The organism is Halalkalibacter suaedae (assembly GCF_017939705.1).
In the GTDB taxonomy this organism is placed as follows: Bacteria; Bacillota; Bacilli; order Bacillales; family Bacillaceae_D; genus Halalkalibacter; species Halalkalibacter suaedae.
On the sequence record NZ_JAGKSQ010000002.1, the window covers coordinates 616,830 to 639,990 of the forward strand.

Sequence of the window (23,161 nt, forward strand, 5' to 3'; positions counted from 1 at the left end):
AATTGCAATTTTATACTCGAAATTTAACTACTTACCAAGTAAAATACACCCTTCCAATTCGTACATTATCATTTTTTCAATAATACCCTATATAATGAAACTACATTCTTCTCTATTTCGTAATGAAAAGAAGGTATACATAAATTTCAAAGGAGACAACAGTATGAAAAAAGACAACGAAGGTACGTTAAAGCCGTTTCTTTCTCTTATTTTATCTACAAAAATTCCAAAGCTTATGCTCACTCTAGGTCTTGTAGGTAGTCTAATCACTACAATTGTCGGGCTCACTATTCCACTTCTAACAAGAGAGCTTGTCGATGGTTTTTCGTTTGAATCACTTAATACCCTATTAATCACTGCTATCATAGCTGTGTTCATTTTACAGGCAGTTATCGATGGATTGTCAATGTATGCTCTTGCATTCGTTGGGCAAAAGATCGTCGCAAGCTTAAGAGAAAAAATGTGGTTCAAGTTAATCCGTCTACCCGTTGGATACTACGATAAAAGTAAAAGTGGGGAAACAGTAAGTCGTGTTGTTAATGATACCGGTATTGTAAAGGATTTAATTTCACAGCATTTCCCTCAGTTTATTGGTGGGATTATTACGATTATTGGTGCAGTCATCATTTTACTATTCATGGATTGGAAAATGACGCTATTAATGCTAATCGCTGTTCCAATCACTGCCCTGTTTATGATTCCGCTTGGGAGTAGAATGGCAAAGATTTCGCGAAGTCTTCAGGACGAAACAGCAACCTTCACCGGAAGTGTTCAACAAACACTTAGTGAGATCCGTTTGATGAAAGCATCGAATGCAGAGAAAACAGAGGAGGAAAAAGGATTAACGGGGATCAACAAGCTTTTTTCCTTTGGTTTAAAAGAAGGTCGAATCTTCGCGATGGTCGCCCCGCTAATGTATCTTGTCGTTATGCTCGTGATTGTCGTAATTATTGGATATGGCGGGATTCGAGTAGCAGAAGGAACGATGACAACTGGTTCACTTGTTGCTTTTTTACTTTACCTCTTTCAAATTGTGTTCCCTATCACTTCGTTCGCGATGTTCTTTACCCAGCTTCAAAAGGCTAAAGGAGCCACCGAACGTATCATTGAAATTCTAGACATTAATGAAGAGGCCGGGCAAGAAGGCATTGACTTAGATATCACCAATCAAACAATCTCCGTCAAACATGTTACTTTTGGCTACGATGAAGAAGAGCCCGTCATAAAAGACGTCTCATTTAATGTCCAACCAGGAACAATGGTAGCGTTCGCCGGGCCTAGTGGCGGTGGGAAAACAACGATGTTCGGACTGCTGGAACGTTTTTACGAGCCGACAATAGGTGATATTCTGATCGGATCGACAAACGTGAAGGCGTTGTCTCTAGACTCTTGGAGAAGACAAATTGGCTATGTTTCCCAAGATAGCCCGATGATGGTCGGGACGATTAGAGAAAATCTTTGTTATGGATTAGAAGAGGCTAAAAATATTACGGACGATCGTTTATGGGAAGTGACTGAAATGGCCTATGCTGATCAATTTATTAAAGAATTTCCGGATGGGCTAGATACAGAGGTTGGCGAACGTGGGATCAAGCTTTCCGGCGGGCAGCGTCAACGAATTGCGATCGCACGTGCCTTTTTAAGGAATCCGAAGATCCTGATGATGGATGAAGCGACAGCTAGTTTGGATAGCCAATCAGAAGGAATTGTCCAGCAAGCCCTCCTCCGACTTATGGAAGGCCGAACAACATTCGTCATTGCCCACCGCCTCTCAACCATCGTCAATGCAGATAAGATTATTTTCATTGAAAAAGGACAGATAACAGGTATCGGTACTCACCAAGAGCTTGTACAGTCACATGAACTCTACCGAGAATTTGCCGAGCAACAGTTAACATAATCAGCTTATTTTTAACAAACCTAAAATAGTGAACAGTGTATAGCCACTGTTCACTACAAAAGAGAAACTTTTACCTACTCACCTTTAATAATCTCACAATTCTCCGCTTCTAACTTCTTATAAATCCACTCTATATCCATTCCATTTCCCGCTTCAATTCGATCGATGATAGCTGCTTCTTTCTGTTCAATCTCAATCGCCTTTTTCTGCAGATCCTTTGCATCCTCTGGTCTGACAACAATGACTCCATCACTGTCTCCGATAATAATGTCTCCAGGGAAAATGACTTTTCTGCCGATACTAATGGGTGTATTGATCTCACCCGGACCGTTTCTAAAAGGACCATTTGGTGTTCGCCCTTTTGCAAAAATTGGAATCTCCATTTTATGAACCACATCGTAATCTCTAATGCAGCCATTAATAACAAATCCACCTATTTTTTTGGATTGTGCAAATTTGGCCAGCATTTCACCAACTAAGGCACGCTCCATATTCCCGTCACCGTCAATTACAATAATATCCCCTGGCTTCGCTTTTTCTATGGCAAGAAAGATCATTAAATTATCACCACTAGGTACTTTCACAGTGAAGGCAGGACCAAGTACATTTCGACCGTTCATTTGATGAATCGATTCGTTAATCGCACCCATCCGGTTCATAGAATCATCAATATTAGCCACTTGCAATCGTTCGAATCCTTTCATTAACTCTTCGGAAGGTCTTTTAATGTTTTCAATAACTCGATAACCTAAGTTGGACATAGAAACATTCACCTTTCTTTTAAAACAAATTTGATAAAGGGCCGCGACGTTTCCCTCTTGAGGAGTATCCTATTGTTACCTATGAACGTTTATGCTTGTTACGCTATTATGATAACCCTTACATTATACTTTAGTTTATTTTACAGTAATAAACAACAGTATTCGAATATCCAAAAGTCTGAACCCCATAACGGAATTTAGACTTTGTTAACTGACATACGCTTTATTGAATAATTACCCACAAAAGAGGTTTCCCAAAGTGTAAACACTACAGGAAACCTCTTTAACAAAACTCTATTCTATTACTATCAACTATTTGCAAAAAACTAATTAATGGCCATCGCTCTCTCTACTTAAACAACGCATTAAATATTATATATCCCCGCTTCCTAGGACTTACTAATCACCTCAGGAAACGAATAACTAACGGATAACGGAAAGACTTCCCAATTAGATTAAAAATGATTTGAATGACAGCGACTACAACATAAAACATCCATTTCACAATCCAAATTACAATAAACAACAAACCAAATAGAATAGAAATTGGGTCCCATTCAATCATTCTAAGTACAAAAATCCCAGCACACGCGATCAAAAATAGGGAAACACTATACAGGACAAAACTAATCTGTAGGTTAAGCGATTGTCTCGCTTGTGCATGAATCCAATCCGATTTTGCCCGGACAACATATAAGAACAGTAGCGAAAATCCAATATTCAACAATGGAATAGGAACAATCGCAAAGCCGTGAGCTACAGCCGCAATCACTCTGTCTACAGCGGTTTTCTCGGCCTCATCATGGCCTTTGGTTGTCTCATCATCTTTAACAATAGAAGGTTTGATTTCGACTTTTAGTTTTTCTTGAACCATATGACGTAATTGATTAAGTTCATCTTGACTAGAGAAGAAATGCTTTGGGATAACAATCGCTTTTACTTTTGAAATATATATAAGGATCAGATTCTTCACCTCATAATAGCCTTGCAGATCATCCCAACAATATTCCGTCCGACTTCTTTCTGAACTAACAGTTACCTGCTCTTCTGTAAAGTGGTACGTCTGCTCAAGCTTCATCAGTGATTCATTTTCATAGATGCTCTTTGCACGTTGGTAAACCGACATGACCAAAACAAATATTCCACCAGCCGCAAAGAACAATGACAAAATGATCATCCCCCATCCAACCGACATATCAAGAAGCAGCTGGAGTAATAAAACGATCATGAATAAAATAAAAAACATCGACACTAATCGTTTGCGTACATGAAAGATCTGTAACGTACTCAAATCCTTCAAGGTAAGAAATCCTGAAATTTTAATATCTGACATCAAGCACGTCCCCCTCTCTATCCTTCCCTTACCATCTTTATGGAAGGGATTGAAGATACATGACATTCATTGAAAGGTCAACTAGTTGTAAATCCTTGTCTCCGATTAAAATTCAAAATAACACCTTCTAAAAAAAACAATAGAGACTATCCGATAGTAAAAACACGAAAGGAGAGCCTCTATCTTTGTTATATATATTTTCTCATACTATTAATCTAAAACTATTGCAGAAAAAACTATTTAATGGTAAATTAGAATTAATATAAAATAGGAGGTGAAAAACATGGCACAAACTATATTATGTGAAGTTTCTAACTGTGTATATAACGCTGAGAGCAGAAAGTGTACAGCTTCAGAAATTTTCGTCGTAAGTCACCACGGCAAACAAGCTTCTTCTAATGAAGAAACTGATTGCAAAACGTTCGAAGCTCAAGTTTAATTTTCTAGTTTAATACTTAATTTCTAATTTGGTAGTCATTCCAGTGGCTACCTTTTTTTATCTTTCTCTTATGATAAAGATTATCAATTTCATTCATAATTGTCAACCCTTCCACACTATTTTCTTGAAAACTTTTATCAATTAGACATTAAGGAAGCAGTCTCCGTCCGATAATCAACGTAAACATATCTAGTTCGGTTATAATAAGAATAGGAGTTGCGTCTTTTCACCAATCTTTATAAATCCATTCTTCTTATACATATCTTTAGCCGTATCTTCACTATCTGCAACTAAGTAAGCTAACTCGATGTTTTCATGGAAGGCTTTTCTAAGCAAATATTGCAAGACAGCCGTACCATAGCCCTGTCTCTGATACTCATTCAAAATATCGAAATCCTCTAATTTCACTATTCCCTTTGATGTCATATACTCAATATTACCAATTGGTTTTTCATTAAGATAACAAACAAAAAGGTTCATCTGTTTGTTAACATCATTGTAGATATCAGTTTTCCTACCAATTCTTCGTTTGGCAAAGTCTAGTCCCATTCCTTGCTCGTTTGCTGCTATGTCTACTTTAATTCCATCTTCTAATACTGATCTATCTTCCGCACTTCTAATTATCGTAGCTGGATTTCCTTTTCGTTCTCCAAATCGTTTTGTCTCAATATACATAAGATCAAACCTAGTTATTTGGGGTTTAAAAGGCAAACAGTCAATCAACTCATTGCTAATGAAATAAGGAGTCTCAACCTGCAGGAATCCTCTTGTTTTTGTCTTAGCCTTGCTAAGTTCATTGCAAATCCAGTCCACCAATCCCTGTTCTGAATGGTACAATGTGAAATTATGGCAGTACATCTCAGGAAGTTTTGCATCAGCATATGAAATAGCACCTTCCCCCTCCGTTACTTCAGAAAATAAGCGGACATATTCTCTTTCCATTTCCAAAAAACGATTCAACAATAACGTTTTGTTCAAGTAATGAACCTCCCCTGGGTCAAAGAAGAAACTTTTTTGTTCCCTCGATCATATGGCATTTTCCTTTATTTTCTATTATTATGATATCACATTAAGTTAGCTAGGATTGGAGAAAATTCCCTTATGAAGAAAACGATTAATGTTGTCGCAGCTATTATTGAAAATGAACAAAATGAAATCCTATGTGCACTGAGGTCCCCGCAAATGTCGATGCCGAATCTATGGGAATTTCCAGGTGGCAAGGTGGAGAAAGAGGAGGATATCTATACCTCAATTACACGGGAGATTAAAGAAGAGCTAGCTTGTGAGATTGAACCGATTACGTTGTTTCACGAGAATGTACATGAATATGAATCAATTATTGTGAACTTATTTGCGATAACTTCGAGGATTGTTGATGGAGTGCCAGTTGCCAGCGAGCATGCTAAACTACTGTGGCTCAAAAGGGAGAACCTCTCCTCTCTTAGGTGGGCACTCGCAGACATACCGGCGGTGAAGAAATTAATTGATCAAAAAGATACTTAAAGATTGCAACACTCTCAAAAAAATGAATTAATTATGATTAAGAAGTATGTAGAGCTTGCAATTACTAAAAGAATATTAAACCTTATAAATTTATTAACTGCCCAGCCTCAACAAACGTAGGAAACCGATCATTAAAATTGTTCCAATTCTGATTCATTTCCTCATCGGTTAATAAACATTGATTTAGTGACCTTTCCACTTGTTGTTGATCTAAATCAATGCCAATCAACACAAATTCCGTCATTCGATCACCGAAGACTGGATGCCACTTACGCTCTAAATCTGGTTCCCCTTTTAAAATCGCCTGTTGCTCTTGATGGGACAAAGCTCCAATCCAGTATGCGGCTGGTTCAAATCCAATTGATGTCCCTGCTTGTGAGATAAGGATCGCCATATCATTACGGGAGGCTAGCCAAATGATTCCCTTTGCTCGAACAATTTCATCTGGCCAATCCTCCATCCACAGATGAAGTCGTTCAGGATGAAATGGTCGCTGCCTACGGTATACAAACGAGGAAATACCATACTCTTCTGTCTCTGGTGTATGTTCTTCTTTTTGAAGCTCCTGAAGCCACCCCGGTGCATTAAGTGCTTTTTCGAAATCAAATAATCCTGTATGTAAAATGTCATTAGGATTCACTTTGCCTTGAACTGTTCGAATGATTTTTGCAGAAGATTGAAGTTTTCTGAGTACCTGTTCTAATTCATTAAGATCCTCCTCTTCAACCAAATCGGTTTTGTTCAAAAGTAGCACATCACAAAATTCAATTTGATCGATGATTAGGTCAACAACTTCTCGTCGGTCATCTTCACCTAGTGCTTCTTTTCGATCAAGCAGACTTTCACCTGAAGAAAAATCATGCCAGAAGCGATTCGCATCAACAACGGTCACCATCGTATCGAGCTGACAAAACCTTGTTAGATCAATTCCGAGCTCTTCGTCAATATAGGAAAATGTTTGGGCAACAGGGATCGGTTCACTGATTCCTGTTGATTCAATGATAATATAATCAACCTCTCCCTGCTTTGCCAGCTTCTCTACCTCAAGAAGTAGATCTTCACGGAGTGTGCAACAAATGCAGCCATTTGACAGTTCAACAAGCTTTTCTTCTGTTCGTGACACTCCTGCATTCCTTACTAAATCAGCATCTATATTGATTTCACTCATGTCATTGACAATGATTGCTACCTTCAAACCCTTTTGATTGTTTAACACATGATTTAGAATCGTTGTCTTTCCAGCTCCTAAATACCCACTTAATACTGTAACTGGTATTTTCTTATTTGACATATGTAACACCTCTTATTAGAATTAAATCGTAATCATTTCGATTTAAGATGTATAGTAAGGTAGTTTGAAAAAATTGTCAATATTATTTTTCTAAGGAGAGACAAATATATGTATGATTGGCTAATTATTGGCGGTGGAGTTCACGGTGTAACAATGGCTACATATCTAATAAAATCAGGGAAGACAACTGCCCAAAAACTTGCCATTATTGATCCATATCCTTCTCCGCTGTGGAAATGGAAACAAAACACAACCAGAATTAAGATGCCTTATTTACGCTCACCTTCTGTTCATCAGCTAGATCCAGATCCCTTTGGTTTAGAAGCATTCGCAAAAAAGAATGGCTACTCTTCATGCAATCACTTCTACGGGAGGTATGATCGACCTTCTCTATCGTTATTTAATGAGCATTGTGATCATCTATATTCAGAGCTTCAGCTTAAAGACTACTGGATCCAAGGAAAAGTTTGTACGTTATCAAGAATCGAGAACCTCAATGCATGGAAAGCAACACTTAATTCCGGGACAACAATTGTTTCGAAGCAGGTGATTCTAGCTGTAGGATTATCAGACCAACCATATTATCCGGACTGGGCAGCTCCTTTAAAACAGCAAGGAATCCCAGTCCATCATATTTTTGAAGATCACCTTCCTGCACTAGTACCTGACATTACTATTATCGGGGGCGGCATAACAGCAGCCCATTATGCTATTCGACTTGCGAATGAATATCCTGGGAAGGTCACATTGCTATCCCGTCATTCTTTTCGAATCCATAAGTTCGATTCTGAACCAGGCTGGCTTGGCCCTAAAAACATGCGACAATTCAATCGTACCTCTTGCTATATAGAACGTAGAAACATGATTAAGAATGCACGCCATAAAGGATCTATGCCGAAAGAACTGTATACGAAACTTATGTATGCTGAGAAAAAAGGGCTTCTTTCAATCATTGTTGATGAACCGGTAGCTGTGAATGAGGTAAATGGCACCATTTTCATTGCATTGAAAGACAAAAGCTTCCTTAAGACAAAGTCACTTGTACTAGCAACAGGATTTCTCCCCACTCTTCCACACTGGCTGTTACATACAGTTCAAACAGAGATCTTGCCTTGTGCCACTTGCGGATATCCGATTGTGTCTCCGGAAACACTTGAATGGAAGAAAAATTTATTCGTCATGGGTGCACTAGCTGAATTAGAGATTGGCCCTGTTGCCAGAAATATTGCAGGAGCCAGAAGAGCAGCAGAACGTATTTTAAAAGCAACGTAACATTTTCAATTATAAATGAGACTAGAAAGAGATATGTATTTAACTAGCCCTGCAATGAGTGAAGCCATTGCTACTTCCATTAACTAAAGATAATCAATGCGAAAATGTGCGTAATATATCTCTATCCTCTATTACAATACAAATAGTATGACTTCTGCCCATTTCTCTGATAAGATTACACACCCAATTCATTCTTGCATATAGTGTTAGTGTAATAGCAGAAAGGAGTGATTGAGCATGTTCGGTTACGGACACACACCATGCGGATACGGGTACGGTGCTCCAGTCGCACCAACTACAGGAGGTAATGGCTTCGCGTTAATCGTCGTGTTGTTCATTCTTCTAATTATTGTCGGGGCTTCTTGGCTTTAATTTAAGAAAATAAAAAAGGGTGACTCATTGTTACGGTGAGTCACCCTTCCTCTATTCTTATGATCTTTAATTTTAAGACATTATCAACTATTTTTATTGGACTCGCAAAACATTGAACGAAATAGTTGTTTTGATTTAACGTGTGCAGACGTTATTTCTTCTCAAATTTATAAAAGATACGTTTTAAAATTTCATATTAGTATACAAATAACAAAGACTAAAAGGGTGATAGCTACCTAAATTTACATACCCAACAAACAGAAAAGGTCGTGGTTTAGATCCTAGAAGGTGCTTACGGACATCGGTTCCGCTAAACAGTGAGAAAAACGAGAATTCGTGTAGTAACGGACATATGATCCGTTATTCTCTATTATAACTGGCATTTCTTTGCGATTTATATGAAATAACGGATCATATGTCCGTAAACATGGTAAGGAAGGGGAATTATTGAGGTTTAAGGGATCATATGTCCATAAAGAGTTCTACAAACCTTACTCTGTATAAAGAGATACCCTTCAAACTGGTGGAAATCTTGCTACTTCATTGTATCTGCTAAAAATAGCACTTTTTCAGTGACCTCCCTCCCCTCCTGCCGTCTTGTTCGTAAATTAAATAACTCTATCGATCCAGTTGTTTTAGTGAGAATTATTTTTATTCAACATGTCTTTGGTATTTGATCAATGCGTCAGACCATTAAAGAAATTGAAACCCATGCTGAACGTGTCTATGCCGAACTCAAACAAAATAATGGTCCTGACTCCCCACGTTACTCTCATTATATATTTTATCTAAATAAATTAAAAGAATGTATGGGTCGGTACCGACCCATACATTCTTCAATAGCATCATCTATTTGCCAACTTAAATGACTCCCTGAGCAATCATCGCATCTGCAACCTTCTTAAACCCAACAATATTAGAGCCGACCACTAAATTACCGTCGTAGCCGTATTCTTTGGCTGCCTCTTTGCTTTGTTGATAAATATTTTTCATAATAGCATGTAGTTTCTGATCAACTTCTTCGAAAGTCCAAGCAAGTCTTGAGCTATTTTGTGCCATTTCAAGTGCTGACACGGCAACTCCTCCCGCATTAACAGCTTTCGCAGGCCCAAACAATACTTTATTCTCTAAAAAGACCGAAATCGCATCTAAAGTAGACGGCATGTTTGCCCCTTCACCAACAGCCTTTACACCGTTTTTAACAAGTGTTTCAGCAGCATTCTTATCAATTTCATTTTGAGTTGCACACGGAAGAGCAATATCGCATGGAATCGACCATATGCCGGAGCATCCTTCAACAAATGTAGCATGAGGATGTTCGATCACATACTCACTAATTCGCTTGCTCTCTACCTCTTTTAGACGTTTAACAGTGTTAATGTCGATTCCATTTTCATCCCAAATATAACCACTTGAGTCACTGCAAGCAATCACTTTAGCACCTAATTGACTAGCACGTTCCATCGCATAAATCGATACATTTCCAGAGCCTGATACAACGACAGTACGATCGACATAGCTATAACCATGATCCTTCAGCATCTCATCGACAAAGTAGACAGTACCGTAACCAGTAGCTTCTGTTCTTGCTAAACTACCACCATAACCAATTCCTTTGCCTGTAAGAACACCAGCTTCAAAACCGCCACGCATTTTTTTATATTGACCAAACATATACCCTATTTCTCTAGCTCCGACTCCGATATCTCCAGCAGGAACATCGGTATTTGGACCTATATATTTTGAAAGTTCAGACATAAAACTTTGGCAAAAACGCATAATTTCAACATTTGATTTCCCTTTAGGGTCAAAGTCAGAACCACCTTTACCGCCACCAATCGGTTGACCTGTCAGGGCATTTTTGAAGATTTGCTCAAAACCTAGGAACTTAACAATGCTTGCATTAACAGACGGGTGGAAGCGCAAGCCGCCTTTATATGGACCAATGGCACTATTGAATTGAACGCGGAATCCTCGATTCACTTGAACCTTGCCATCATCATCAACCCAAGGAACGCGAAACGATATCATTCTTTCTGGTTCAACGATCCTTTCAAGGATACCTTCTTTAATATAATGAGGATGTTTAGCTAAAACTGGAGTTAATGACTGAAATACTTCTTTAACAGCTTGCTGAAATTCACTTTCATTTGGGTTTCTCTTAATTACAGTTTCAAATACAGCATTCACATAGTTATGAGCTGTTTCTACAGCATCGTTTCTTTCTGTTGTCGTAATTGTTGTCATATTTTTTCTCTCCCCCTGTTTTCAAAACATTTAACGATTCTAATAATGCATATTGTATTATCGCTACCTATTTTGAAACAATACAAAGAAGAGATGAGATTCATGCTGAAATGAGATGATAGAGTCTATGGCACTTTAGACATTAACTCTATTATCTCTTAATTTTGGGAACGTACTAAAAGCACGTTGATGGATTGCCTTATATTTATTATTTATCATTGCCATCTTCTTCTCCAACTCATTTTCATCAACATTTGGTTTTACATAATCATCGATGATTACTTGGCGTTGCCACTCGCTCCATTCATTTCTCTTCATTCCATTCACCCCACATGTATAATTTAATAAACTTTGTATTCTAAATATTCTGTACTTGAATGACATACTACGATTCGGTTAGCATACTAGTCCCATTTTTTTATTTTTTGGGTACTTGATAAATTTAAATTTTGTTGTCATGATGTATTTTATAATTGTCTATTAATCTAATCAATATGAAGAAAAGATAATATTAATATCAGATTGAGATGAACGGGAGAGAGAAAATGGAATTAAGGCAGTTGACGTACTTTATCGAGGTCGCCAAGCGTGAGCATATGACAGAAGCTGCAGAAGCATTACATGTTGCTCAGTCAGCTGTAAGTCGGCAAATAAGCAATCTCGAAGGAGAATTAGGTGTGGATCTCTTCATTCGACATGGCCGTCGGGTAAGGCTAACACCTATCGGAAAATTATTCTTGGAACATATTACAGAGGCAATGAAAATGATTCAGAATGCAACTCAACAGGTTAATGAACACTTAGATCCTGAGCGTGGAACAGTTCGCATTGCCTTTCCAATTAGTATGGCTGCATACACGTTACCGAAAGCAATTTCAGCATTTCGCTTGTTATACCCGCAGGCAAAATTCCAACTTAAGCAAGGTACCTACTATAACCTTATTGATCATGTTATAGATGGCAACTATAATATGGCACTACTAGGGCCTGTGCCTATGAATGAGGATTATGTAACAGGACACATCTTATTTTCAGAGAAATTAATCGCCCTTTTGCCAATAGATCATCCATTAGCAAACGAACCTGTACTTAAGATTCAACAGCTCCGAGATGACCCTTTTATTCTGCTGCCAAAAGGAATGTATTTCCGAGACATGGTGATCAATGCTTGCTTGGAAGAGGGATTCATGCCAAATGTTTCTTTCGAAGGGGATGACGTCGACGCCTTGAAGGGATTGGTTTCAGCTGGTTTAGGGATCACACTTATTCCAGAAATGACGGTGATCGAAAACATCCCACGTTCAACCGTGAAAGTTCCTATTGCTGACCCGGAAGTTACTCGAACCGTCGGAATTATTACTCCGAGCGACCGGAAGCTACTACCAACTGAAAAACTATTCTTTGATTTCTTAGTTGAATTTTATAAAGGTAAATTCTATTAGATAGAAGAATAAATTATTTTATTGGAATAATAATTTTCGTGCACCATACTCACCTATTAAATATTCGAAGACAGATTAGCTTGGGCCAATCTGTCTTCTTTTCCTTGCTATATAAAAATACATCCTACTTAACTTCCGCCATAAATAAGCTCACTATTCATCGCATCAATATACCGAATCGGAATTCTTTTGTGTTGATCACAAGCTTTATAAACAAGAACATAAGGTTCTTCTTCACCTTCATAATCCTTTTCCCAAGACAATTCAAAATCCAAATGATCTAAGAATATTTTGCTCGCTTCTTCACGTGAAACAGTTGGTTCCCCGGGAGTTGTACGCAATTGATCAAGTTCAAAACTCGGACCGCTATAATAATCAATTTGTCCTGTTTTAGGATTCACTGAAACAATGATGATCTCTGACTCGACAGGAATCCCATTCCCATTGTGAATCCGAAAAGAAAACACTGCTTTGTTTTGAGTACCTTCCTCCTCTTCTTGTACAATCAGGTTTAAATAGTCAAGAGAGTTAGGTATGATCAATTGCAGAAAATCTGTCGCAACTTGCAAACATTCTTTACGAGTAAGCTCAAGGTTACCACTTCGTTCTTTAAACCAGGAGAAGCTTCTGACCTTTCCTGTCTTCTTTGAGACGAAGGCTTTAACAGTCTCTTCTGTTTGTTTCTTAAAAAAGCCATTTATCGATAAATCCTGAACAGTCGCCTGCCAGTTCTTATCACGCCAGACAACGCCTGTCTCCTCGCCCATATCAACTTCGCGGATGATCTCCATATCATCAGGAATCCCAATAATCTCATTAAGTGTTAAATCTGCTTCTATCGCCTTATAAGAAGGAGACGAAAGTGGGATCGTTTTTTCTGAAACTTCATCGTCATGAATGATGCTCAACGTCGGTTCCAAGGCATTAGCCCTAAATGACATAAAAAATGGCTCTGGCTCATAAACGACACGAAGCCTCCCCTCTACCGAATCCCCACTCGAATAATGGTTTACAATCTGCAGCTGAAAATTAAGTTGGTTTTTAATATATTCAATTAGTTGTTCTTTAGTAATTAATGTTGTTGGTATTTCAGGAAGGTCTCTCAGCTTTGTATACGAGAATCCAACAATGACTCCATTTGAATCGACATTAATCATGCAACCAGCATGTCGTAGAGGTAAACCCATGACAAGCCGCTCATAGTAAAAGCGATAGAAATGACTTAGTTCCTTCCCTTCATAAAAGGTCAAATCTTCTAAGGCATCCGGATAGAATTTTAATAAGAATTGCTCCGCTCGTTCTCGTCTCTCTGCTATGTCTAAAGGAACGAGTTCGCAAGCATCATGATTGAGCTCCACCGATAACTTGATTAAATTCCCCTCTAAATCCAATTCTATTGAAATTCCCTCATCGCTTTCTTCTTTCACCCAAAAAAATAATGCCGCACCTTCTCCATTCTCTCCCTCAATATATTCTTCAATGAGCGGTTTAAAATCAGGTGGGATAGTGACGATTGCTAATGCCCGTCTTCTTAAATCTTCCTTTAACATACTATATAGGCACCTCCACAAGATAATAGTTATCCACTAAAAGATAGAATTTTGTCCCTCCTACTAGTCGACTTTATTAGGAACTGTTGCTTCGGCTTAAACTTGCTACGATTGCGTTTCTAATAATAGGTTTCTAAAGTTGATGCCATCGCTACTGCTCAGAATCTGTTCTCACCCATCTTGGGTAATTACACTATTTATCGAATCAAATATAGTATACTATTTTTACCAACTACATTGAGGTGAAAAATTATGTGGAATATCACGAAAGAAGCAAAAGATACATTCGTCAAAAATAATCTTCTTCCGATTCACGAATCAGACGACGAATGGGAAGGTGCTTTCAAAGAGGCGGAAGAAGAAGGAGAAGATCTTGTCAGCCGTTTAGTAGAAGAGCTCAATGAAATCAAATCAGAATTACGTCACGTCCTGCCAAGTCGCTTCATCCCATATTTAGAAGATGGTTCATTAAATCAACCGACACTACCCCAAGCCATCCGAGACGATTATCTTCAATGGACGAAAGAATCAGACGAGAAATTTCGTAAAGTGCTGGAGGCTGCGTCTGAACGTACAAATCAAGCTCTATCTTTCTGTCCAGTGACCGTACAAGAAATCTTTGCAGAAAGCTTACATGATTCAACGATTGAGCGAATTGAGCGAGAGCAGGATACACTTCATCTTTACGTTAATACAGACGGTGGATTTTCATCGAAAGCACTTATTCATTTCACTTTTAATGGTGTGATTTCTGAAGAAACGGATGAACCACTTCAGCTCGGACAATGGTTTATTTACGATGAATTACAGAAAACTGATAACGGATTTGCCTTTCGCGTCTTATTCGAATGTCCAGAAAGCCAGTGGACGATTGAGATGAAAGATCTTGACGCCCGTTATTTTTATCACCCAGCGGAATATACGAAATTAAGAGATGAAGAAAAGCTTGATTATATGTCAATGACCGAATACACAGCAAGATTAAATCCAGACTACCTCTACTGGTTTATCACACCAGATGTTGAGTGTGTCATTCAATCAATATCGGGGAGTATGCTGATCGAAAACGGGTCAATTGACTTCCAAGAAAATGAGATGATTGTAACAGTTGGTCGTGAGCATTATTCATATCATTTAAATGAGTATAATCCCATTTCATTTATTTATACGAACGTGTATGAGGACCCATATGAACATCTTAACGAACCTGTGCCCTCCGAAGATCTTGTAAAAGCAGCCTTAAGCAACGATCTTGAATGGCAGGTACGAGCATGGAACACAATGTATGCAAATCCTCATGAACTTGCCGAAAGTATCAATCAAGTATTATCGATATTGGAACTAAAGGAAGAGAATGAATTGATGCTAAGTGTGCATGCAGGGCATTTTCATAAGGAGGGAATCTTAAACGAAACCATTATTAAGAAATATCGAAACATTCTTGAGTAGCTGATTAGTGAAAGTACCTTGCTGAAGTTCAATGTGTGTTTTATACTAGGACTATATCCCGAATAATTCAGGCTGGACCTAGAGTATTTGCCCAATTACACCTGAATGGAAGGAACTAAATTTTGATAAATAAAGCAGATACATTCGACAACATTAAGAGAACCATTTACTTCTTTGCAAGCATCTTTATTTTGATCTATTTAACAGGTAATTTATTTTTAGTGGAAAACAATCAGCACATTGATTTGATCATCATTCTGCTGATTACATATTTTCTCATCAGCTTACTTTTACTAAAAAGCAAACGCTTCATTCGTTATCATGAACTAATCAATATTGCCTTAACAAGCACCTATTTAATCGGGGAGTTTTATCGTGTTATCCATGTGGAATTCCTGCAGCATCAGAACGAGTTGCTCGGGGACTTCATCATTTGGATGCCAGTGTATACAATTTATCTGTTTGTTGTTTTTGGTAAAAAATATGGATTACTCGCATCTTCATTCGTCTTTTTTATTAATTTATTAGTAAGTCTACCCTTTATTAATGAGTTAACAGGACAACAAATCGACTCTGTTATTCTTTATAATATGGCTTGCTTAATCTATATTTTAGTGATTTACTCCTCTCATATTTTTGTATCAAAATATGCTGAATTGCAGGCACTGGAGAAGTATGCATATTATGATACGTTAACAGAAATTGCAAATCGTAGAAAGAGTACACAGGTGTTTGAGCAATTAATTGAAGATGCACAATCAACCCCCAACCCATTTTCTATAATATTCGTAGATATTGATTATTTTAAATTGATCAATGACAAATATGGCCATGATACTGGAGACATTATTTTAAAGGAATTTTCTTCACTTATCCAACAACAGCTGTCAGCTAATGAGTTTGTCGGAAGATGGGGAGGAGAAGAATTCATTATTTTCACACCTACTATACTGCAAGAAGCGATTTATCAAGCTGAACAATTACGTAAAACGATTGAAGTGAATCAGTTCACGAACGTTCCAGCTGTTACTGCAAGTATTGGTGTAGCTAGTTATGCTAATCAAGACAACGTCGATTCTCTATTTAAGCGAGCTGACTCGGCTTTATATGAGGCAAAGAAAACGGGTAGAAATTGTGTGTGTAGTATGTAAATGGTGGTTTTAATGATGGTAGATGATAATGCAATTCTTAAAGGATAGGTATCACAGTATATTTATTGTATCCCTATCCTTCTTCATTTTCATCTGTTAATAATGAGCTTTGTATACAATCACATATATATTTTATTAGCTTTTTTTACCTCGCGTTTATCAATCTTTGTACTTACTAGTTTGTTCTTTCCTTTACTTCACCGTTATTTGATGTTCAGCAGCCCATTCAAGTGCGATCTCCTTTCCCACGAATCACATTGAGAAAAAGTTGTTGGGTAGCTTGATTCTCGATACATGTACCAACCATCATTCGACCTCGACTTGCAGAGAGATCTCTTCATCACTAGACTCTTGATAATTCTCAATCCATTTCTCTTTTCTATCAAATATAAAAATAAATAAGACAAGTTCACCAGCTACCATTAAGCCAACACCTAATACAAAACCCGCAATTAAAACAAACAAGCCCATGCCCCAGGCAAACGAAAACCAACAGAAAAATGCAAGGACACTTAGTCCCACATGCATGAAACCTGCAATGGTTGAGTGTATATCAAACTGTCCCGTTTCCCTTGTCATAAAGGAAGCATACAAAATACTACCATAGGTGGCTAATCCCATAAAAATGATATATAGTACAATTGCCAAAGCGATCATGTTCACGTCCTCCTTCTAGTTTTCATCGATTCATTCTTCTTAATCGGAAAAGCCCTTTGATCATTCATACGTATCTTTAATTAAGACAATAACTAAAAAAGAGAAATAATTGACTGTTAAACGTAATTCCACTCAACTCACACTGAATCTAGATAGAGCTTGTGTTAGAATAATAGAGGATATTTACGAACAATAAGCAAACCATGACAGCTTTAGGAGCGAATCATTCATGAACAAAAAAGATATTGGGCATTTCCGAAAACAATTTAAACTAGACAATGATTTACTTACGATTAATGAGATCTTTAATGTGTACATCATGAAGGAAACAAGCGAGGTGTATCATCACCAGAGTTTGCCGTTTGAGATGGTCGACCAAGATCAGCAAGAGCTATTTCTCAACAACTTCAAGAAGCTACTTACTGGGCAAATTGATGAAAAGTTATTTGAGCTCCGCTTCAAACGAGATGCTGAAAATAGCAGTCAGCTCATCCTCCATCAAGGCTTGCTAACTGATGTAGAGGGCTGGAAGCAGCAAATGCTTATCATCGTCGATAAAATGTTAAAGGATCGACAATTCGAAATGGATATTGTCATTACTTTTATCCGAGGTGAGTATTTCAAACCAACGAAACGAAGCAATGATGAAACCGAGGAAAGTGACCGTGACACGGTGTATTCCCACTCGTTTATTTTATGTAGTCTTAATCAAACACAGGACCCGAAAAAAGAATTGCTGTTTGACTATGTCGAGAAGGAATTTAAATATAATGTAGTTGTTGATCCGGTTATTAATCTGAACGCACCCGTCGGCGGCTTTCTGTTTCCTTGCTTTACTGATAACACATCGGATGTTAATCATATTCTCTACTCGGCTGGAAAAGCACATGAGCCTGACTATCATTTCATTGAAGAGATTTTAAATGCAGAAGAAATTATGACCGCCAAGGAAGATAAGATCGTATTTGAGGAGATCGTCAAAGATGTCACTGGCGATCAGTTAAATACCTCAACACTTGCTAATGTATACGAGGAGATTAATCGAGTCATTGAAGATAATGAAGAAGACGAACCACCGAAGCTCGATTACAGAGACGTCGAACGTGTACTGAAGATGAGCGGAATTGAAGATGTCAATTCCGAAAAGGTCGAGCAAGCATTTAAGAAGGTCATAGACGATGAGAAATATGAGCTAAAAGCAACGAATGTCGTCCCAAAATTTAAAACAAAATCAATTAAAATCAACACCAAGCTAGCCAACATCGCCGTTAGCCCGCAAGATTTAAAATATGTTAAGCAAGTCACCCTACAAGGAAAACGATATTTAATGATTGAGGTCGAAGAAGACACTGTCATTGAAGGATTTACGATGATTCCAGAGGCTTTTTAATAATAAAAGGACCAGCTCAGATTGTTGATGAGCTGGTCTTAATTTCCTTTAGGTTTATTTATTGATAGCTTGGCGTACCTATCGTCCATGGAAAGTTAATTTATGATACCATCTTCATGAAACAATTCTATCCTTTCTTGAACCCACTCATTATTTTCGATATTTCTCCACTCGATTATCATATAAATATTGCTGATGTCATTGATTGTAAGAAACTGGCCGCCTTGATCAGAAATAACTATTCAACACTCCCCAGCTTTACAACCACAATCTCTGGCAAATTAAACAGACGGAATGGAAAGAGGCTGTTCCCTAGGCCACGATTAACAATCATCTTCGTCTGTTCAGCTTCATACACACCAGCCGTATACTCCGGTAGTAGCCCTTGATGTGGTGCAATTAACCCACCTATGAATGGGAATCGAAATTGTCCACCATGTGCATGGCCTGAGAAGACAAGATCAATTCCGTACTCACTATAAAGAGTGAACAATTCAGGACGATGCGACAAAAGAATTTGAAAATGGTCATCATTTTTCTGGTTAGAAATTGCTTCCTGAATCCGTTTCTCTACTGCATCTCGTTCCGACTGCCCTTCTGCATTAGCAGGATCATCAATTCCTATCAACTGAATACTCTCATTACCATTCGTCAACAGCTCTACCGTATTTCTCATCACATGAACACCAATATCCGTTAACGCCGTCTCTAACTGAGCAAACTTCCCCGAATGCCATTCGTGATTGCCTGTCACATAATACACTGGAGCTATCTTAACAAGTTCTTCCATAAGAATTAAGCTAGGTTCCTCATTATATCTTCTAGAGTCAATTACATCACCAGTAAAAACGATCAAATCCGGCTTCGCTTTTTCAACTTTCTCGACAAGTCTTGATTGGCGATCGCCAAACGACTTACTATGTAGGTCTGATAATTGTACAATCGTATAACCATCAAATGCTGCTGGCACTTTTTTTGATTGAATTGAATGTTCACTCGTTACCAAAATATTGTTCTGAGAATATAAAAATAAAGCCATCAATATCACACTACCAACTAAAATAGCAATCCACTTCTTTTTTCTGAGAATCTTCAACTATGTTCACTCCTAACCTTTATAGCTTTTTCATAAAGATGATTGTACTTAAACGCTTTTTCGAAACCTTAGAATCCCGTAGAATAAATAAATCATGATTAAAAGCATGGCAAAAATCAACACCAAAGGATGGCGAATAATAACAATCATCAATACACAGGTCAGTAATACAACCCCCAAGCCTAAAACCAATCTCGTAAGCTCAATAGTCACGTCAGAAAAATCGGGCTCATCATGGTAAGTCCATCTGTACCCTAACAGCCTGAACTTCACTGGATTTTTATAACCCCAAATAAATAAACTATACACCCCAATTAAAAACAACGTAGTGAAAAAAAGTTCCAAACACAACACTCCTAGAATATAACTTAATATACTTAGACTTTGATCAAATAGTTTCGTTTTTTCATACTCTTTTTTAACTGCTGTTAACTCCAATTATTAAATGATTCTCTGCAACTTCCTTTAACATTTCATCAAGATGATGTTAGCATAATAATGAAAGGTGGAATGACAATGGATGGAAGTTCTTCTGAAACCGATAATAAACTAACAATGAAACTCTTAATTCTTTTTATAGGTCTAACAACATTAGGGGGAGCCTATTTAATCAATAGTATTTATCCATTCGGTTCAGAGTATTTATATTTGTACAGTTTGGTTGTTCTTTATGGGATATTAATTATTTTTGCTTTCATAAAACTACCAAAAGATCTATCGAAATATATCATTATTTTATTATTAATCATTATCGGACAACATACCATACGGTACCAGTATAAGAGTGAACAACTAGCTAATTTCACTACAATTTCAAAATGGAAAAGCGAACCTGAACTACAAGTGTATCGTCTATTCGATCTCCTCCAAGAAAACCTCTATCTAGAAAAGTCCCAAGAGGAAATTCAAGAGATCATGGGAGTTCCAAATAAGACGGAATATCAAGACGGAGAAACAGCTTATTCGTATATATATGAAGGCATCTGGGGTTGGAACAAATGGACAACCGTAGTAAGAATATATTTTGGTGAAGATAATATAGCGTATAATCACCGTTACGGAATCATTGATGCTGTAGAGAATCCAAATGACTTAAGACGCCCTCAATATGAAAATTGAGGGCATAGGATCTGATAACAACCTTTTTTATTTACAGACGTATTTATTCTTACTGATGTTCCTCAATATAGTTGTATTCACTTATATCGTTCGGACGACACCTTGTAGTAGTAGCACCCTATGCAAAATTAAAATGGATTTTCTCCTTTAATAAAAGGAACGAGAATGATATAAATTGAGACAATAAATAAGAGCCAAAAAATGTTTGATCTGAGCAATCTTTTATAGAATGTCACTTCCTTAAATAGAAAAACCCCCATGATTATCGTATAGATCACAAAGAGAAAGTACGAAATTCCGAACCAATTAACCCAAATATTCCCCATGAATTCAATCCCATAGCTCCCATAGAAACGCCCAGCAAAATCAGAAGTTAAATAAAGTCCTAATACGAGAAAAAATAATAATTCAATTGACCTTCCTACATCTTTTAAAAAAACGATCAAAAAACACTCACCTTACCCTTCGTCAGTAGATCCAACATTCTTTTCCGCCAGATTCTTCAGCTCTCTTGCTCTTAAAGCAATGAACTCTTTCATATATCTCTCCAAAAATAATTTGTCAGCTATCAAACCAATCATTCCAAACGGTGACTTATATTCGAAGATATCATTCATAACTGTACCGTCTCTATCTTTTAGAAATTGATGTGTGTGTGTAAATGATGCAAATGCTCCTTTTACCATAATATCAACAAACTGTATAGGCTTTTCCATTTGGATTACTTTTGCAGTTAGCCTTTGTTTTATGCCGAAATGAATTGCCTCCCAAGTAACCGTGTCACCCTTCTCTAGTAGTCCCCTCGTAACTCCATCAACAGCTCTTTCCTGGGTATTAGCTGTAGTTTTGATGTGTACGTCTACATTTCTTGCAAGGTCAAAGCAAACCTCTACAGGTGCCTTGATATATTCTTTATGAACTATAATAGGCAAGTGAACTCTCCTTTTAACGGCTGTAAGTGTAATAGCTTAACTCCTAACTTACAATTACGTGCTACTGATTTGAACTACCTTTAAAGGATAGTCTATGAAATGTATTAAGATATCTAAACAGCTCTTCTCCCGTTGTCTCCCTTAGTTGAGAAGTTAATGGGAAATACATTGCTTGATAGGCTTCCGGTACCCAAATATATTGATGGACATAATCTGTGAGAAGAAAGCCACATGATTGCCAGAAATGAATTCTTTTTTTGTTATTAGGTGTATCCTCTGCCTCTGTCTCAATCAGTAGATTACGATACCCTTCAGCCAAGGCCTTTTTTTGAATATCCTTTACAAATTGTTGTCCAAGTCCCTGCCCACGCTCATCTTTAGAAACTGCCAAATAATCAATAATCATCACACGATTAGTTGATAGTTTCCCTGTCAGAGCCATACCAACCGCTGTATTTCCTTTATAGCAGACATGTAAATCTGCAATTCCTTGGTCTAACATATGTTTAATAACCTTAACTGGCTTTGCTCCCCTATCTCCAAAAGCTTGGAAATAAAGTGGACCCACATCGTTCCAGATTTCTTCGTCGAACCTACTAAACGTTTTAATATTCATACGGATGTGCTCCTGTCTATCCTAGCTTGTTGCATGCTAAAAACACTGACCTATCGCTTTGAGTAAGCTGATCTCTCTCATAGTACTCTATATTAAGTTTCGAACCCAACAACTTATTTTTCTATATCACTTGCAATTTTAACAATAATTCCCTTATTGTTAAAGGAACTATTTTTATACATTGAGAACTATATCTTTGATCTGGACGAAATTCATTGAATACCAAACGTAAATTCATCTTAATTCTTGCGGTATTTTTAGTAATTGTAGTGGTTCATAACATCCTACCTAAGAACGAAGCTCCTACGCCTACAGTGGAAACCGAAGATAATAGTAGTGAGTTATATGGTTTTTGGGTCGCATTAGATTCATACATAGTCATTTCTGGAAAGGAAATGTTTCTAACAGAATACATTCGTAATGAAAGCCAAATTGATCACGGCAGGTTCACACTAACCTCCATTAATGAAAATCTGTTTCAAGCTGAATTCTTAGAATCTGGCAAAGCGTTTTCCTTGGAACTAACTGAGAATGGAAAGAAACTCACTATAGCTAATGACAAGAAAACAATAACTTACAAATACACCGAAGTAACCCCAGACGAGTATGTCTCACGTTATAACCAATAAAAGCACCCCAGA

23 protein-coding genes and 1 pseudogene are annotated in these 23,161 nt (G+C 37.5%); 12 read left to right on the forward strand and 12 right to left on the reverse strand.

What is annotated here, in order from left to right; genetic code table 11:
• Positions 1 to 163: 163 nt before the first annotated feature.
• Positions 164 to 1,900: an ABC transporter ATP-binding protein gene (locus J7W16_RS07070; protein ID WP_210596567.1), complete on the forward strand. Its 1,737-nt coding sequence runs from the start codon at positions 164 to 166 to the stop codon at positions 1,898 to 1,900.
• A gap of 74 nt (positions 1,901 to 1,974) precedes the next feature.
• Here J7W16_RS07070 and J7W16_RS07075 read toward each other — a convergent pair whose 3' ends face one another.
• Both J7W16_RS07075 and J7W16_RS07080 read right to left on the reverse strand, forming a co-directional pair.
• Positions 1,975 to 2,661 carry an RraA family protein gene (locus J7W16_RS07075; RefSeq protein ID WP_210596568.1) on the reverse strand — a complete coding sequence of 229 codons (687 nt, stop codon included), beginning with the start codon at positions 2,659 to 2,661 and terminating at the stop codon, positions 1,975 to 1,977.
• Positions 2,662 to 3,064: 403 nt separating this feature from the next.
• A complete protein-coding gene (locus J7W16_RS07080; protein ID WP_210596569.1) occupies positions 3,065 to 3,994 on the reverse strand; it encodes a magnetosome magnetite crystal formation protein family in 930 nt (309 codons plus the stop codon).
• A gap of 283 nt (positions 3,995 to 4,277) precedes the next feature.
• Between J7W16_RS07080 and J7W16_RS07085 the strand changes: the two genes are divergently transcribed.
• On the forward strand, positions 4,278 to 4,433 hold the full coding sequence (locus tag J7W16_RS07085) for a DUF1540 domain-containing protein (RefSeq protein WP_210596570.1): 156 nt from the start codon (positions 4,278 to 4,280) through the stop codon (positions 4,431 to 4,433).
• A gap of 198 nt (positions 4,434 to 4,631) precedes the next feature.
• Here the strand turns inward: J7W16_RS07085 and J7W16_RS07090 are convergent, their stop codons facing one another.
• Entirely contained in the window at positions 4,632 to 5,411 is a 780-nt protein-coding gene (locus J7W16_RS07090; protein WP_210596571.1) for a GNAT family N-acetyltransferase, read from the reverse strand.
• A 123-nt stretch (positions 5,412 to 5,534) separates the two neighbouring features.
• Here J7W16_RS07090 and J7W16_RS07095 point away from each other — a divergent pair, with 123 nt between their 5' ends.
• The gene (locus J7W16_RS07095) at positions 5,535 to 5,936 is read left to right on the forward strand and encodes a (deoxy)nucleoside triphosphate pyrophosphohydrolase (protein WP_210596572.1); all 402 of its coding nucleotides are present in this window, start codon (positions 5,535 to 5,537) and stop codon (positions 5,934 to 5,936) included.
• Positions 5,937 to 6,018: 82 nt separating this feature from the next.
• Here J7W16_RS07095 and J7W16_RS07100 read toward each other — a convergent pair whose 3' ends face one another.
• A complete protein-coding gene (locus tag J7W16_RS07100; protein WP_210596573.1) occupies positions 6,019 to 7,227 on the reverse strand; it encodes a GTP-binding protein in 1,209 nt (402 codons plus the stop codon).
• 108 nt (positions 7,228 to 7,335) lie between these two features.
• Between J7W16_RS07100 and J7W16_RS07105 the strand changes: the two genes are divergently transcribed.
• Together J7W16_RS07105 and J7W16_RS07110 are read left to right on the forward strand one after the other, a co-directional pair.
• Positions 7,336 to 8,499 (forward strand): FAD/NAD(P)-binding protein, encoded by a 1,164-nt coding sequence (locus J7W16_RS07105; protein ID WP_210596574.1) that lies wholly within the window; start codon positions 7,336 to 7,338, stop codon positions 8,497 to 8,499.
• Positions 8,500 to 8,736: 237 nt separating this feature from the next.
• Positions 8,737 to 8,871, forward strand: coding sequence for a YjcZ family sporulation protein (locus J7W16_RS07110; RefSeq protein WP_210596575.1), 135 nt, complete (start codon positions 8,737 to 8,739; stop codon positions 8,869 to 8,871).
• A gap of 861 nt (positions 8,872 to 9,732) precedes the next feature.
• Here J7W16_RS07110 and gdhA read toward each other — a convergent pair.
• On the reverse strand, positions 9,733 to 11,118 hold the full coding sequence (gdhA, locus tag J7W16_RS07115) for an NADP-specific glutamate dehydrogenase (protein ID WP_210596576.1): 1,386 nt from the start codon (positions 11,116 to 11,118) through the stop codon (positions 9,733 to 9,735).
• Between the two features lie 135 nt (positions 11,119 to 11,253).
• Positions 11,254 to 11,436: a hypothetical protein gene (locus J7W16_RS07120; protein WP_210596577.1), complete on the reverse strand. Its 183-nt coding sequence runs from the start codon at positions 11,434 to 11,436 to the stop codon at positions 11,254 to 11,256.
• 227 nt (positions 11,437 to 11,663) lie between these two features.
• On the opposite strand from J7W16_RS07120, the gene J7W16_RS07125 reads away from it, so the two are divergent.
• On the forward strand, positions 11,664 to 12,560 hold the full coding sequence (locus J7W16_RS07125) for a glutamate biosynthesis transcriptional regulator GltC (RefSeq protein WP_210596578.1): 897 nt from the start codon (positions 11,664 to 11,666) through the stop codon (positions 12,558 to 12,560).
• Positions 12,561 to 12,688: 128 nt separating this feature from the next.
• Here the strand turns inward: J7W16_RS07125 and J7W16_RS07130 are convergent, their stop codons facing one another.
• Complete coding sequence (locus tag J7W16_RS07130; protein WP_210596579.1) at positions 12,689 to 14,110, reverse strand: YcdB/YcdC domain-containing protein; 1,422 nt, start codon at positions 14,108 to 14,110, stop codon at positions 12,689 to 12,691.
• Positions 14,111 to 14,369: 259 nt separating this feature from the next.
• Here J7W16_RS07130 and J7W16_RS22395 point away from each other — a divergent pair, with 259 nt between their 5' ends.
• From J7W16_RS22395 to J7W16_RS07140, 3 genes and pseudogenes are all read left to right on the forward strand, one after another.
• Positions 14,370 to 14,498: a 50S ribosomal protein L34 gene (locus J7W16_RS22395; protein WP_419095818.1), complete on the forward strand. Its 129-nt coding sequence runs from the start codon at positions 14,370 to 14,372 to the stop codon at positions 14,496 to 14,498.
• Positions 14,444 to 15,559: pseudogene (locus tag J7W16_RS07135) on the forward strand (DUF4085 family protein); the annotation flags it as partial. The gene J7W16_RS22395 and the pseudogene J7W16_RS07135, both read left to right, overlap by 55 nt.
• A 122-nt stretch (positions 15,560 to 15,681) precedes the next feature.
• Positions 15,682 to 16,710 carry a GGDEF domain-containing protein gene (locus tag J7W16_RS07140; RefSeq protein WP_210596581.1) on the forward strand — a complete coding sequence of 343 codons (1,029 nt, stop codon included), beginning with the start codon at positions 15,682 to 15,684 and terminating at the stop codon, positions 16,708 to 16,710.
• Between the two features lie 306 nt (positions 16,711 to 17,016).
• Here J7W16_RS07140 and J7W16_RS07145 read toward each other — a convergent pair whose 3' ends face one another.
• Positions 17,017 to 17,367 carry a hypothetical protein gene (locus J7W16_RS07145; RefSeq protein ID WP_210596582.1) on the reverse strand — a complete coding sequence of 117 codons (351 nt, stop codon included), beginning with the start codon at positions 17,365 to 17,367 and terminating at the stop codon, positions 17,017 to 17,019.
• Positions 17,368 to 17,596: 229 nt separating this feature from the next.
• On the opposite strand from J7W16_RS07145, the gene J7W16_RS07150 reads away from it, so the two are divergent.
• On the forward strand, positions 17,597 to 18,757 hold the full coding sequence (locus tag J7W16_RS07150; RefSeq protein WP_210596583.1) for a DUF4317 domain-containing protein: 1,161 nt from the start codon (positions 17,597 to 17,599) through the stop codon (positions 18,755 to 18,757).
• A 238-nt stretch (positions 18,758 to 18,995) separates the two neighbouring features.
• On the opposite strand, the gene J7W16_RS07155 is transcribed toward J7W16_RS07150, so the two are convergent.
• The gene (locus tag J7W16_RS07155; protein WP_246879912.1) at positions 18,996 to 19,796 is read right to left on the reverse strand and encodes a metallophosphoesterase; all 801 of its coding nucleotides are present in this window, start codon (positions 19,794 to 19,796) and stop codon (positions 18,996 to 18,998) included.
• Between the two features lie 573 nt (positions 19,797 to 20,369).
• Between J7W16_RS07155 and J7W16_RS07160 the strand changes: the two genes are divergently transcribed.
• Positions 20,370 to 20,972, forward strand: coding sequence for a hypothetical protein (locus J7W16_RS07160; RefSeq protein WP_210596584.1), 603 nt, complete (start codon positions 20,370 to 20,372; stop codon positions 20,970 to 20,972).
• Between the two features lie 128 nt (positions 20,973 to 21,100).
• On the opposite strand, the gene J7W16_RS07165 is transcribed toward J7W16_RS07160, so the two are convergent.
• From J7W16_RS07165 to J7W16_RS07175, 3 genes are all read right to left on the reverse strand, one after another.
• Positions 21,101 to 21,418: a hypothetical protein gene (locus J7W16_RS07165; RefSeq protein WP_210596585.1), complete on the reverse strand. Its 318-nt coding sequence runs from the start codon at positions 21,416 to 21,418 to the stop codon at positions 21,101 to 21,103.
• A 12-nt stretch (positions 21,419 to 21,430) separates the two neighbouring features.
• A complete protein-coding gene (locus tag J7W16_RS07170; protein WP_210596586.1) occupies positions 21,431 to 21,904 on the reverse strand; it encodes an SRPBCC family protein in 474 nt (157 codons plus the stop codon).
• A 61-nt stretch (positions 21,905 to 21,965) separates the two neighbouring features.
• Entirely contained in the window at positions 21,966 to 22,520 is a 555-nt protein-coding gene (locus J7W16_RS07175; protein ID WP_210596587.1) for a GNAT family N-acetyltransferase, read from the reverse strand.
• A 215-nt stretch (positions 22,521 to 22,735) separates the two neighbouring features.
• On the opposite strand from J7W16_RS07175, the gene J7W16_RS07180 reads away from it, so the two are divergent.
• Positions 22,736 to 23,149: a hypothetical protein gene (locus tag J7W16_RS07180; protein WP_210596588.1), complete on the forward strand. Its 414-nt coding sequence runs from the start codon at positions 22,736 to 22,738 to the stop codon at positions 23,147 to 23,149.
• The last annotated feature ends 12 nt before the right edge of the window (positions 23,150 to 23,161 follow it).